Raw genomic sequence first — 13,399 nt, 5'->3', positions numbered from 1 at the left:
TATAAAGCTGCTTTTTTATTGTTGCTCCATGTCCATAAGTTTTCCACCGTATAATTTTTTTACGGTAAACTCAATGCCAAAGGCTTTTTCATAAGATTGAAGTATTTCAATATCTTTATTAGTTATTAAGCACACAGAAACTCCAGAATTATCTCCTCTAGCTGTTCTTCCAGCTCTATGTAAGTATTCATCAGGATTTACAGGGAAATCTAAGCTGATTATATGGCTTACTTCAGGAATATCTAGACCTCTAGCAGATAAGTCAGAAGAAACAAGAACATTACATTTACCTCTTCTAAAGGAGTCTAAAGCTCTTTGACGTTCTTCTTTAGAAGCATTTCCATAAATAGCTGTAGATTTAACCTTATGGTATTGTAGTTTTTCATTAATTTGTCTAAGCTCAGTATTGTTATTAACAAATACAATAGCTCTTTTAGGTTGCTCAGCAGCAAGTAGTTTTCTTAAATTTTCAAATCTATCTCTTAGGCTACCTAAGATACAGATATGTTCAATTCTTGGATTTATTTCAGATTTATTTTCAATCTTAATGATTTCAACTTCTTTTACTAATGTTTTAGCAAGGTTTAAAGTTTCTTTATTAATGCTTGCTGAGAAGAACATTAGCTGACGGTCCTTCATAGTTGACTTTATAATATCTTTTATTATTGTAGGTTTATTTTTAGATAATAAATTATCTGCTTCATCTAGTACGATTGTTTTAATAGTGTGAGCAGTAATTTTTCTTTTCTTGATTAAGTCAAGGATTCTTCCAGGAGAACCAACAATTATGTGAGGTTTAATTTCTTTTAGTTTCTTTATTTGCTTTTCAATATTAGATTCGCCCATTATTGATAAAGATTTAATATCCATATGAGAATTAGTAGCTAGAAGTTTTATTTGTGATTCAATTTGAACTACTAATTCGTGAGTAGGAGCTAAAATAATAGCTTGCATTTCACGTTTTTCTAAGTTTATTTTTTCAAATATAGGAATAAGGAATGCAAGGGTTTTGCCAGTTCCAGTATGTGCTTCAGCAATAATATCTTTATTTTCTAAAGCAAAAGGAATAGAAGTTTCTTGAATACCTGTTGGGGTTGTGATATTTTGTTTTTTTAATGCCATAACAATAGACTGGTTTATATTTAATTCATTAAATGATTTATTCATTGGTGTCTCCTTAATATAATAATAGTATTTATAGTATACACTAAAATAAATAACAGTATAAAGAAAAAAATAAACAGTAAAAAAATTAGAGAATTTTGCGAACAAAAAATGATAAGAATAGGTATAAATAGTGTATAATGGTTTATGGGAAAAGTTGTTTAAATAAGGGAGGGATGAATATGAATAATGATAATAAAAAATTAGATGAAGTAAAAGAAACAATTGCTAAAGAAGAAATAGAAAATAAAACTCATGAAGAAAAGATTGAATCTGAAGATACTATGCAGAGAATTTCTGAAAAAGATATTCATAAGGATGTAAATGTAAAAAGTAAAAAATTTAAGGTAGGGTTAACAATAGGTATTATAGTTCTTATAGGCATTATAGGTGGGGTATTATATTGGTGGATAAGCAATAAAAAGCTTGTTGATAGTTATGAAAATAAGGTATATCCAGAAGTGTATATTTATTCTGAACCTGTAGGTGAATTAAATGAAGCGGATTTATCAAAAATATTAGCAGAAAAAGATGCTGAGATTGCTAATAAAACAATTAAGGTAACTGTGAATGGTAAAGAATATTCTTCAAGTTATACTGAGTTAGATGTAACTACTGATACAGATAAAGTTAAAGATGAAATAATGTCATATGGTAAAAATAAAAGCTTCAAGGGGAAATTAAATTTAATTAATGAACCTAAGAAAAAAACTTATGACTTAACAACTACTGTTAATGAAGAAAAAATTAAAGAATTTGTTGCACAGATAGCTGAAGATGTAAAAGTTGAACCAGTAAATGCAAGTGCATCAATTTCAGGTGGAGTAGTTAATGTAGTAGAAGAACAAAGCGGATATATATTAGATGAGCAAACATTAGTTGATTCAATAACTTCTCAAATTACTGGAAAAAATGGTGGTGCTGATGTAGTTGCTAATGGATCATTAGTTGAAAGTGAAGCAGATATAAAAGCTAGTGAATTAAGAACAATAGATACTAGAATTTCAAGCTTTACAACGTATTTTTCAGCTGGAAATAGTGGACATAACATTCAAACTGGGGCAGCATATTTTAATAATACGTTATTAATGCCTGGCAAAGAATTCTCTTGTACTGATGGAATCGGTCCAACTACAGCAGAGAGAGGTTTTGTAAGTTCCAATACGTATGTAGGTGGACAAGTAGTTCCAGGAATGGGAGGAGGAGTATGCCAGATAGCTACTACTTTATACAACGCAGAGCTTAGAGCTGGAATACTTCCAACAGAAAGACAAAACCATATGATGACAGTAGGATATATAGGAATAGGATTAGATGCAACATTAGCAGATGACTTAATTGATTTAAGATTTGTTAATACTTATTATTATCCATTAATAATAACTACTTCATCAACAGGTGGGTCATTAACTGTGGAAATATGGTCAAATTCAAATGCTACTAATGGATATACTTATGAACCAAGAGTAGAGGCTGTAAGCAGTCTTTATTGCTATACTTACTTAGATAAGTATGATTCATCAGGAAATTTAGTTGATAGCATATACTTAAATGAAAGTGTATATCAACCATTTTCTTAAAAATTTAGAAGCTATTGCAAAGTTGCAATAGCTTTTTTGTTATATATGGTTATAAAATACAATTATAATGGAAATATAATTAATAGTTATAATTTTTAGGATATGGTGATGTAAGTATGAAAAAAAATAGAAATTATTAATTTAATTCAATGAAAAAATAAATTGATTAAGTTAATATAAATTATTATAATTTTTATAATAAGAGAGGTGAAAGTATGTCAGGAAAAAATGGAAAAAAGATTCTTATAGGAGCACTTTCAGCAATAGCAGCTTCAGTTGCAGCTGGAACCATGATAAAAAATAAGGTCAGTGAAAAAAATAAAAAAAATAAAAAAGAAAAAGGACTTTATTATACTGTTTCATTAGATGATTTATATAATTCTTATGATGATAAGACTTTAAGTGAAGAAGAAATGATAAATGAAATTAAGAAGGAAAGTTCATTGTAGAAAAGTAGTTAAGTAGTTTAAGCTTGTTAGCTTAGCTACTTTATTTATATTCATAGTAAAAAAAAGATGTTATGGAAAGTAATAGCTTTATTACCACGGTAAAATGTGTTATAATAACCGTTGTTATTAATATAAAATGGAGGATTTGTACATGAAACATATCAAAACAATAAACAAGACAAATATAAAAAATAGCTTAAGCAAACCAGGCTGTAAGGAATGTGCAAACTCATGTCAATCAGCTTGCAAGACTTCTTGCACAGTTGCTAACTTAGAATGTGAAGCATAGTTAAAAAGTGGCAGTAACTATAATGCTTAGTTACTGCCTATACTTTTAAGAAATCAAAGAAAGAATACCTATAAATTGTAGCGTAAGTTAATAAAGTTGAATTATTAAGATTACTAAAGAAAAATTTATATATAGTGTAGTGTTTAATAATAGCTGTATTGTTATAAGGAGGATGTATTAATGTCATTAATTCATAAATTTAAACAAGGTGGAAAATGCTTTGTTTTAGATGTAAATACTGGAGCAGTTCATATAGTAGACGAGCTAGTATATGATTTAGTAGATGACAACAAATTAAGATCAAAAGAGGAGTTAGTAGCAGATTTTGGAGCTAAATATGGGGCTGATGTAGTTGAAGAAGCTTATGAAGAACTACAAGAATTAGTTGCTGAAGGAATTCTTTACACAGAAGATCAGTATGAAGATATAGCTCATTCTTCAATGGATGATAGAGATTATATAAAAGCAGTATGTTTAAATATAATCCATGCTTGTAATTTAAGATGCAAGTATTGCTTTGCCGATGAAGGAGAATATAATGGACATAAAGGTAAGATGTCATTAGAAACAGCAAAAAAAGCAATAGATTATGTAGTTAAAAGAAGTGGTCCTAGAAAAAATATTGAAATAGATTTGTTTGGTGGAGAACCAACAATGATGATGGATACAATCAAAGAAATTATTGCGTATGCTAGAGAAAATGAAGCAAAATGGAATAAGAGAATAAGATTTACCATGACCACTAATGCTACACTTTTAACTGATGAGATGATGGACTATATGGATAAGGAGTTAGAAAACATAATCCTTTCCATAGATGGTAGAAAAGAAGTGAATGATAAGGTAAGAATTAGATTTGATGGTAAAGGATCATATGATCAAATATTACCAAATATAAAGAAAATGGTAGCTAAGAGAGATAAGACTAAAGCTCATACTGTAAGAGGTACATTTACAAGAGAAAATCTTGATTTCTATGAAGATGTTAAGATGATGGTAGATGAAGGATTTAGAGAAATATCTATCGAGCCAGTTGTTTTAGAAGATGGACATCCGTTAGCTTTAAGAAAAGAAGACTTACCTAAAATATTTGAAAGCTATGATAAATTATATGATGAACTAGTACAAAAGAAAGCAGAAGGAAAAGAGTTTAACTTCTACCACTTTAAAGTAGATTTAAATGGTGGTCCTTGTGTTTATAAGAGAATATCAGGTTGTGGAGCAGGATTTGAATATGTTGCAATAACGCCACAAGGTGAAGTTTATCCATGTCACCAATTTGTTGGTAAGGAAGAATATAAATTAGGAAGCATTTATGATGATAGTTATAATGCAGATTTAGGAATGAGTTTTAAGAAAGCACATATATACAATAAGCCAAAATGTAGAAACTGTTGGGCTAGATTCTATTGCTCTGGTGGATGCCAAGCTAATAACATAGCGTTCAATAACGATATTAACAATCCTTACGATATTGGATGTCAAATGCAAAAGAAGAGAATTGAATGTGCTATAGCACTTAAGGCAGAATAATAAAAAAACGAAGCAATAGCTTCGTTTTTTTATTAAAAAGCAGTAGCAGTTTATCAATTAAATTTTTAGGGGGTATTATGCAAGAATATATATTAAAGAATGGTTTAAAACTTGTGTATAAAAGTACTGATTCCATGTTGTCATCTATATCTATTGCACTAGATGCAGGTGCAATAAGAGATACAGAGGGGAAGTTTGGGATTGCACATGTAACAGAACACATGATATATAAGGGTACAAGCAATAGATCAGAAGTAGAAATAAATAAAGAGTTCAGTGAAATTTTTGGTTTTCAAAATGCCATGACTAATTATCCTTATGTGATTTATTATGGTACATTATTAAGTGAGGATTTAGCAAAAGGTATAGAGTTATATGCAGATTTATTAATTAATACTACTTTAGGGAATGATGGCTTTAAAGAAGAGATGGATGTTATTAAGGAAGAACTTAAAGAGTGGGATGAGGAAGTAGAGCAATTTTGTGAAGATAAATTATTTCTTAATAGCTACAAAGATAGAAGGATAAAATATCCAATTATTGGGATGGAAAAATCTTTAGAAAATATAAGCATTGAGGATGTAAAAGAGTTTTATAATAAATATTATTTCCCAAAAAACACAACCATAGTGATAATATCTCAAAAGAGTTTTGAGGAGATAATTGAGATTGTTAATAAATATTTCATTAGTTGGGATAATAGTGGTTTTACAACAACTTTAACAGAAAGTGAAAAAGCTAAGGGAGGAATTTATAGAGATAAAAGAGAGGGCATTAACACTGCAAAAGTTTTAATTACATATGATATCAGTGTTTTAAATCATGAAGAAATAAAGGTTTTTAAAGTTTTAAATCAATATATTGGGGAAGGTGTTAACTCCCTTCTATTTGATAGTTTAAGAACTAAAAAAGGTCTAGTGTATGATGTGTTAACTAAAGTGAGTAATGAAAGTGGTATTGGATTATATAAAATTACTTTCAGTACTGGAGAAGAAAAAATACAAGAAGCTATAAATTCCATTGAGATTATTTTTGAAAATTTAGAAGAAACATTAGAAAATCTATCTAAGAAGGAAATTGATGGACTTGTAAAAAGCTTGAAATTAAAGAGGTTATTTAATGAAGAACAAAGCATAAGATTATCTAATGCAGTATCAATGTATGATATTATGTTTGGTAATTATGAGTTATATTTTGATGAAATCAAGGGCTTAAAAAATATAAATAAAGAAGATTTGATAGCTGTAAGCAGTAAAGTGTTTCATAATAAGTGTATAGAAATAATTACAAGGTAATAAGAAATATAGTAAGTTTTGTATGTCTAACAGTTTAGTTACTTACAATAATTATATGTATAATTAAAAATAATTAAATAATTTATTAAAGAATGTGAAGAAAAGCTACAATTTGTATTATAATATCATAGATAAAACATTGAATGGAGAACTTAGATGAGTAAAAAAACACCTCTTTTAGATGAAGTATTAAAATATAAAAAGGAAGAAAATTTAATTTTTTCAATGCCTGGCAATAAGTGTGGAAAGGGCTTTTTAAAAGACGATATAGGAAAAGAATTTGTAGATACCATGGGTTATCTTGATATAACAGAAGTGGAACCTTTAGATAACCTTCATGCACCAGAAGGCATAATATTAGAAGCACAGAAATTATTAGCTAAGACATATGGTGTGAAAAAGGCGTACTTTATGGTTAATGGAAGCACTGGAGGTAATCTTTGTTCAATTTTTGCAGCCTTTAATGAAGGTGATGAGGTATTAGTTGAAAGGAATTGCCATAAGTCTATTTATAATGGACTTATTTTAAGGAAACTAAAAGTTAAATATATTGAACCACTAATAGATGAAAAGTTAGGAATATTTCTACCACCAGATAAGAAGAATATTTATGATGCCATAGAGCAATGTGAAAACTTAAAGGGAATTATTTTAACTTATCCAAGTTATTTTGGTATAACTTATGATATTGAAGAAGTGCTTAGAGATTTAAAGATAAGAGGATTAAAAATAGTAGTAGATAGTGCCCATGGTGCTCATTTTATTGCAAATGACAATCTACCTAAAGCTATTTATAGTATACCTGATTATGTGGTTTTAAGTGCTCATAAGACATTGCCAGCCTTAACCCAAGGATCTTATCTTTTATCTAATAGAGACGATAATGATATAGAATTTTATCTAAATACTTTTATGACTACTTCACCGTCATATCTTATTATGTCATCACTGGATTATGCAAGATTCTATTTAGATGAATATGGTAATGATGAATATGAAAAACTTATAAATAAGGCGGAGAAATATAAAAATATAATTAATTTGTTAAATAAAGTTCATATAATATCAAAAGAGGATTTATCAGAAAATTATGATATTGATAAATCTCGATATATTGTAACTTTATCAAAGGAATATAGTGGGCATAAGCTCTTAGAGTATTTAAGAACGCAAGGAATACAATGTGAAATGAGCTTTGCTTCAGGAGTGGTTTTATTATTATCTCCTATAAATGATGATAATGATTTTAATAAGCTCTTAAAATCATTTGAAAATTTACAGCTTAAGGATATAAGACAAGATAATTACTCTAAATATTATTCCTTTATTCCTGAAAAGGTATTGGAACCTTATGAGGTTTTTAAAAAAGAGTATAAATATGTAAAAATAAATGAAGCAGATAAAAATATTGCCAGTGAAGCTATAATACCATATCCACCTGGAATACCTTTGTTATGTCCTGGTGAAGTCATAACAAAAGAAGCAATAGCTATTATCAATGACTATCTTAGCAATAATCGTTCAGTAATTGGTATAAGAAATAAAGAATATATCAAAGTTATTAAAGAATAGTAGAAAGATATATTGGTAAAATAAACCAGAATATTATTCCTTAACTTTTTATTCACAGAAGAAAAAGAACATAATTTTAAAAAAGTACTAGAATTTATATTCTTTATAGTATATAATGTAATACTCGCAGGAAAAGAAATAAGTAACTATAAAGATAAGGTATGAGGTAAAAGTTATGGAATTATTTGTTACAGATTTAGATGGAACTTTATTAAATAGTCATAAAGAGGTATCTATAAAATCAATTGAGATTTTAAATAAGCTTATAGATGATGGTGTTAACTTTACAGTTGCTACGGCAAGAACACCTGCAACAGTTGTGGATTTATTACAAGATGTAAATTTAAAACTTCCAGCAGTACTAATGAATGGTGTATTGCTTTACGATATTAAAGAAGAAAAATATATTAATATAAAAGAAATAGAAAAGAATACAGTAGATAAAGTTTTCGATATATTAAATAAATTTCATAAGAATGCCATGGTATATGGAGTAAGAAATGATCATTTATGGGTTTATCATAAAGAATTTGAATACTCTTGGGAATATAATTTCTACAAAGAAAGAGCTGATAGAAAGCAAAAAACTTTCTTAAAAGTAGAAGATTATAAGGAGTTTTTGAAGGAATCAAAAATAATTAATTTTATAGTTTTTGATAAATACGAAAAAATAAAAGGGATATATGAAGAACTTAAGAAGATAGATGAAATATTTGTTGAATATTATGAAGATATATATGAAAGTGGATGTTACTTCCTTGAAGCTTATAGTGCAGCAGCTTCTAAGGCAAATGGAATTAAGCTTTTAAGTGAATATATAGAGCATGATAAGCTTGTGTGTTTTGGAGATAATTTAAATGATATACCAATGTTTGAATTAGCTGATGAATGTTATGCTACATCAAATGCTGTGGAGAAGGTTAAGTGTATTTCTACAGATGTAATTGGAAGTTGTGATGAAGATGGTGTTGCACTATTTATAGAAAAAAGATTAAATGAATTAAAGATAAAAAGTTAATAATATAATTAAGAGATGGGGATGTCGCATTAAGAATAAATAATACAATATATTGTATATAAAATTTTTGATGAGACAGCCCCATTGTTTATTTAAAGGAATTAAGAGGTGATTTAAAAATCATTTTATTATAAAATGGTGCTTTAAATTTAAAAATAATTAAAATATAATCGTATACATTAATATTTTTATAAAAATATTAATGTATATATGATAAAAGTATAATTTTATCTTGCACAAATATACTAAATGATATATTATATAGAAAAGAACGATAAAACATAACGAATTAGCAATAAAAAAGCTTATTAGATGATAAATTAATAAAACGGAGGGATAAAAATGCAAGAAAATAGAGAACAGTGGGGGAGTAAGTTAGGATTTATTCTTGCAGCTGTAGGATCAGCTGTAGGTTTAGGAAATATATGGAGATTTCCTTATTTAGTATATACAAATGGTGGAGGAGCATTCTTAGTTCCATATTTTGTAGCTATATTTACAGCAGCTATTCCAATACTTATATTAGAGTATGGAATGGGACATAAATATAAAGGTTCAACACCTTTAGCAATTGCTAGAGCAAATAAAAAATGGGAATGGCTTGGTTGGTGGCCAACTATTAATGCATTTATTATATTAGCTTATTATTCAATGATATTAAGTTGGGCATTAAGATATTTAACATTAAGTTTTACAAAAGGATGGGGAAATGATACAAATTCATATTTTTATAATGATTTCCTTCAATCTTCAAATTCTGCATTTGAGTTCGGTTACATAATATGGCCAATACTTATAGGAATTGCAATTTTATGGGCAGTTAACTGGTTTATTTGTTATAAGGGTGTAAAAGGTGGTATAGAGAAACTTAATAAAATATTATTACCACTATTAATAATTATAATGATTATAATTGTTATAAGAGGAGTTACATTAGAAGGTGCAACTATTGGTTTAAATAAATTATTTACACCAGATTGGAGTAAAATGTTAGAACCGCAAGTTTGGATTGCAGCTTATGGACAAGTGTTCTTTTCATTAAGTGTTGGAATGGGAATTATGATGACTTTTTCAAGTTATCTTCCAAAGAAAAGTGATATAAATAATAGTGCATTTATGACAGCATTTGCAAACTGTGGATTTGAGTTTTTATGTGCTATAGGCGTATTTGGAATATTAGGATTTATGGCATCAAGCCAAGGATTACCATTTGAAGAAGTTGTTTCAGGTGGAATAGGATTAGCGTTTATAGTTTTCCCTAAGGTATTTGGATTAATGGGAGTATGGGGAACAATACTTGGAGTATTATTCTTTACATGTTTAGTATTTGCAGGTTTAACTTCATCGGTATCTTTAGTAGAAGCTGTAAGTTCAGCAGTTATTGATAAAACAGGATGGGAAAGAAAAAAAGTAGTAAGTCTAATATGCGGAGTAGGTTTTATCGTTAGTATAGCATTTGCTACAAGAGCAGGACTTTATTTATTAGATATTATAGATAACTTTGTTAATAATTATGGAATAGTGGTTATTGGATTATTAGAAGCCTTTGTAATAGGATGGATAATTAAACCAGAAACTATTAGAAATCATACAAATTCAGTTTCTTATTATAGAATAGGAAAATGGTGGGATATTATTATTAAATATGTAACACCAGCAATACTTGCAATTATGTTAATAAGCAGTATAATTACTGAAATTAAAACGCCATATGGAGGCTATTCAACAGCTGAGCTTATAACATATGGTTGGGCTATTGTAGGAATTGGAATAATAGGTGCACTTTTATTTAGTAAAATGCCGTGGAAAAATAAAAATTCATTAGATTTTGATAATGAAAGTGAGGTTGCGTAATTATGACACCGATAGCAATGACATTCTTCTTTATAGGAGCAATAGTTCTGTATGGAGGATTAATAACAACATTAACAATAACAATAAGAAATGAAAGCAAATAATAAAGGAATAGCCGTTTGGCTATTCCTTTATTATTTAGTTAAACAGTTCATGTTGCTTTGCTTATGAACTTAATTAACGAAGTGTTAATTCTTAAGTGGTGTAGCATTTCACCTTGTAACTTATGAAATCTTAACTAGCTTTAATGTGATTCAACTAATTATTATACTATTAATTAAAAATAATCACCTAGATTATTTTTATTACATAAATTGTGTATTATATTAAAATAATGAGAAGGTGAAATTATGTGTGGTATAGCTGGATGGGTAAATTTTAGTGAAAGTTTAAAATCAAACAGCAAAATTATAAAAAAAATGACTGATATATTAGAGAGGCGAGGACCAGATAGTGAAGGGATATATGAAAGTGAAAATGTACTTTTAGGACATAGAAGATTGATAGTGGTTGACCCTGAAGGTGGAGAACAACCTATGATAAAAATAATCAATGGTAATAAGTATGTGTTAGTATATAATGGTGAATTATATAATACTGAAGAGTTAAGAAAAAGTCTTTTAGAAGAAGGTTATTTTTTTGATTCTTACAGTGATACAGAAGTGCTATTAATGTCTTATATAGCATGGGGTGTTAATTGTATAAAAAAATTTAATGGAATATTTGCTTTTGCCATTTATGATGAAGAAAAAGAACAAGTGTTTTTGGCACGAGATCAAATGGGGGTAAAACCTTTATTTTATTCTATAAATAATAAAAATATAATTTTTGCTTCTGAAATAAAAGCAATACTAGCAAATCCTATGGTAAAGGCTCAAATTGATAGAGAAGGAATAACTGAACTATTTGCTTTAGGTCCAGCGGTAGTTCCAGGAAAAGCTATTTATAAAAATATTTTGGAAATTGCACCAGCTAATTGTTTGCTTATAAATAAGGAAAATATAAAAGTTTGGGAGTATTGGAAGGTTACTTTACAGGAAAATAAAGAAACAGTAGAAGAAGCGGCAGAACATGTAAGGCTATTACTCTTTGATGCAATAAAGCGTCAATTGGTGGGAGATGTACCAATATGTACTTTTTTATCAGGTGGATTGGATTCATCAGCCATATCAGCAATAGCAGCAGAAGAGTTTAGAAATAGGGGCAAGATACTAAATACTTATTCTATTGATTATAAAGATAATGAAAAGTATTTTAAATCTTCTTTATTTCAGCCTACTTCAGATAAGTACTGGGCTTTTAGGATGGCAGAGTTTATTAAAAGTAACCACAAAAATGTCGTATTAAATCATAAAGATTTGGTATTGGCATTGAAAGAGTCAACTTTGGCAAGAGATCTTCCAGGGATGGCAGATGTAGATTCGTCTTTATTGCTATTTTGTAAAGAAATTAGAAAGAATTTTGTAGTAAGTTTATCAGGCGAATGTGCAGATGAAATTTTTGGTGGATATCCATGGTATACTAATGAAGAAATGTTAAATGCAAAAACTTTTCCTTGGTCTAGAGCTGTAGGAATGAGAAAAAGTATTTTAAATGAAAAAATTAAAAAGTTTAATATAGAAGAATGTGCTGAATATGAATATTTAAAAACTTTAAAGGAAGTACCACATTTTGAAAATGAAGATAAGAAAAATTATAGAATGAAAGAAATGTTCTATTTGAATTTAAAATGGTTTATGGTAAATCTATTAAATAGAAAAGATAGATGTAGTATGTATAATAGTTTAGAAGTTAGAGTTCCCTTTGCAGATATTAGGATAGTGGAATATGCTTTTAATCTTCCAGCAGAGATAAAGCTTCTTCATGGACGAGAAAAGGGGATTTTAAGAAAAGCTTTAGAAGGAGTATTGCCAGAAGATGTGGTTTATAGAAAAAAAAGTCCGTATCCTAAAACCCATAATCCTATATATACAGAAATGGTATGTAAAGAAATGAATAAAATTTTAAGTGATAATAATTCTCCTATTTTAGAAATAATTGATAAGAAAGTTGTTAAAGAAATAGTTGATACGGAAGGAAAATCATATACTACTCCTTGGTTTGGGCAATTGATGACAGGGCCACAACTTATAGCATATTTAATTCAACTTAATATATGGATGAAAGAATATAATGTAAATATATTGATTTAACCAAGGAACTTGGGAAGGGATACAATTAGCAGCCTAAAATGTATTATAGTTGAGTTACAGCCATATTCTAATCAGCGGCGATAACTGGAAATGGTGCAATAACAGAAGCAAAGCAAATTTTGTATAAGTTTATAAGAAATGAAAAAAATATGTTGATATTACGAATGTTTTGAATTATAATGAAAATATAGTTTGTTATAAGAAATATAGTTTGTTATAAGAGGGCTATGATTATTCATATAAATCCCTAATATGGTGGGATGTTTCTACTGGAAACCTAAAATTTCTAAGCTATGGGTAAATTTAATTGTATATGACTTAATGCATAATAAGGTATAAAATGCTAATTGATATATTTAATTTAAATGTAACTAAGCTATACATGTTAATTTAGTAAGATAATTTACATGGGTTTTCATATAGAAGTATTTAGGAAATATAACTTATTGAAAA

The 13,399-nt window shown here is 28.3% G+C and carries 11 protein-coding genes and 1 riboswitch; of the genes, 10 read left to right on the top strand and 1 reads right to left on the bottom strand.

The window, feature by feature from the left end:
- Window positions 1-15 precede the first annotated feature (15 nt).
- Window positions 16-1,167 carry a DEAD/DEAH box helicase gene (locus Q5O29_RS11915; protein WP_022213163.1) on the bottom strand — a complete coding sequence of 384 codons (1,152 nt, stop codon included), beginning with the start codon at window positions 1,165-1,167 and terminating at the stop codon, window positions 16-18.
- Window positions 1,168-1,346: 179 nt separating this feature from the next.
- Between Q5O29_RS11915 and Q5O29_RS11910 the strand changes: the two genes are divergently transcribed.
- From Q5O29_RS11910 to asnB, 10 genes are all read left to right on the top strand, one after another.
- Window positions 1,347-2,744, top strand: a complete 1,398-nt coding sequence (locus Q5O29_RS11910; protein ID WP_022213162.1) for a VanW family protein — start codon at window positions 1,347-1,349, stop codon at window positions 2,742-2,744.
- A 215-nt stretch (window positions 2,745-2,959) separates the two neighbouring features.
- A complete protein-coding gene (locus tag Q5O29_RS11905; RefSeq protein WP_022213161.1) occupies window positions 2,960-3,193 on the top strand; it encodes a hypothetical protein in 234 nt (77 codons plus the stop codon).
- Between the two features lie 151 nt (window positions 3,194-3,344).
- Window positions 3,345-3,482 (top strand): six-cysteine ranthipeptide SCIFF, encoded by a 138-nt coding sequence (gene scfA, locus Q5O29_RS11900; RefSeq protein WP_022213160.1) that lies wholly within the window; start codon window positions 3,345-3,347, stop codon window positions 3,480-3,482.
- A 180-nt stretch (window positions 3,483-3,662) separates the two neighbouring features.
- Window positions 3,663-5,015 carry a thioether cross-link-forming SCIFF peptide maturase gene (gene scfB / locus Q5O29_RS11895; protein WP_022213159.1) on the top strand — a complete coding sequence of 451 codons (1,353 nt, stop codon included), beginning with the start codon at window positions 3,663-3,665 and terminating at the stop codon, window positions 5,013-5,015.
- A 77-nt stretch (window positions 5,016-5,092) separates the two neighbouring features.
- Entirely contained in the window at window positions 5,093-6,310 is a 1,218-nt protein-coding gene (locus Q5O29_RS11890) for a pitrilysin family protein (RefSeq protein ID WP_022213158.1), read from the top strand.
- A 156-nt stretch (window positions 6,311-6,466) separates the two neighbouring features.
- Window positions 6,467-7,882, top strand: coding sequence for an aminotransferase class I/II-fold pyridoxal phosphate-dependent enzyme (locus Q5O29_RS11885; RefSeq protein ID WP_022213157.1), 1,416 nt, complete (start codon window positions 6,467-6,469; stop codon window positions 7,880-7,882).
- Between the two features lie 175 nt (window positions 7,883-8,057).
- Window positions 8,058-8,900 carry a Cof-type HAD-IIB family hydrolase gene (locus Q5O29_RS11880; protein WP_022213156.1) on the top strand — a complete coding sequence of 281 codons (843 nt, stop codon included), beginning with the start codon at window positions 8,058-8,060 and terminating at the stop codon, window positions 8,898-8,900.
- A gap of 342 nt (window positions 8,901-9,242) precedes the next feature.
- Window positions 9,243-10,754 carry a sodium-dependent transporter gene (locus Q5O29_RS11875; protein WP_022213155.1) on the top strand — a complete coding sequence of 504 codons (1,512 nt, stop codon included), beginning with the start codon at window positions 9,243-9,245 and terminating at the stop codon, window positions 10,752-10,754.
- Between the two features lie 2 nt (window positions 10,755-10,756).
- Window positions 10,757-10,858 (top strand): MetS family NSS transporter small subunit, encoded by a 102-nt coding sequence (locus Q5O29_RS11870; RefSeq protein WP_022213154.1) that lies wholly within the window; start codon window positions 10,757-10,759, stop codon window positions 10,856-10,858.
- Between the two features lie 246 nt (window positions 10,859-11,104).
- The gene (asnB, locus tag Q5O29_RS11865) at window positions 11,105-12,946 is read left to right on the top strand and encodes an asparagine synthase (glutamine-hydrolyzing) (protein ID WP_022213153.1); all 1,842 of its coding nucleotides are present in this window, start codon (window positions 11,105-11,107) and stop codon (window positions 12,944-12,946) included.
- Window positions 12,947-13,161: 215 nt separating this feature from the next.
- A riboswitch (purine riboswitch) is annotated at window positions 13,162-13,260 on the top strand.
- Window positions 13,261-13,399 lie beyond the last annotated feature (139 nt).

It is taken from the genome of Clostridium sp. CAG:265, assembly GCF_000436575.1.
Classification (GTDB): Bacteria; Bacillota; Clostridia; order Clostridiales; family Clostridiaceae; genus Clostridium; species Clostridium lentum.
This window is presented reverse-complemented; position numbering and strand designations above follow the sequence as displayed.

Coding starts and splice junctions, on each gene's coding strand:
- Q5O29_RS11870 (WP_022213154.1), top strand. CDS start 10,757: ATGACACCGATAGCAATGACATTCTTCTTTATAGGAGCAATAGTTCTG.
- scfA (WP_022213160.1), top strand. CDS start 3,345: ATGAAACATATCAAAACAATAAACAAGACAAATATAAAAAATAGCTTA.
- Q5O29_RS11905 (WP_022213161.1), top strand. CDS start 2,960: ATGTCAGGAAAAAATGGAAAAAAGATTCTTATAGGAGCACTTTCAGCA.
- Q5O29_RS11880 (WP_022213156.1), top strand. CDS start 8,058: ATGGAATTATTTGTTACAGATTTAGATGGAACTTTATTAAATAGTCAT.
- Q5O29_RS11890 (WP_022213158.1), top strand. CDS start 5,093: ATGCAAGAATATATATTAAAGAATGGTTTAAAACTTGTGTATAAAAGT.
- scfB (WP_022213159.1), top strand. CDS start 3,663: ATGTCATTAATTCATAAATTTAAACAAGGTGGAAAATGCTTTGTTTTA.
- Q5O29_RS11910 (WP_022213162.1), top strand. CDS start 1,347: ATGAATAATGATAATAAAAAATTAGATGAAGTAAAAGAAACAATTGCT.
- asnB (WP_022213153.1), top strand. CDS start 11,105: ATGTGTGGTATAGCTGGATGGGTAAATTTTAGTGAAAGTTTAAAATCA.
- Q5O29_RS11885 (WP_022213157.1), top strand. CDS start 6,467: ATGAGTAAAAAAACACCTCTTTTAGATGAAGTATTAAAATATAAAAAG.
- Q5O29_RS11915 (WP_022213163.1), bottom strand. CDS start 1,167: ATGAATAAATCATTTAATGAATTAAATATAAACCAGTCTATTGTTATG.
- Q5O29_RS11875 (WP_022213155.1), top strand. CDS start 9,243: ATGCAAGAAAATAGAGAACAGTGGGGGAGTAAGTTAGGATTTATTCTT.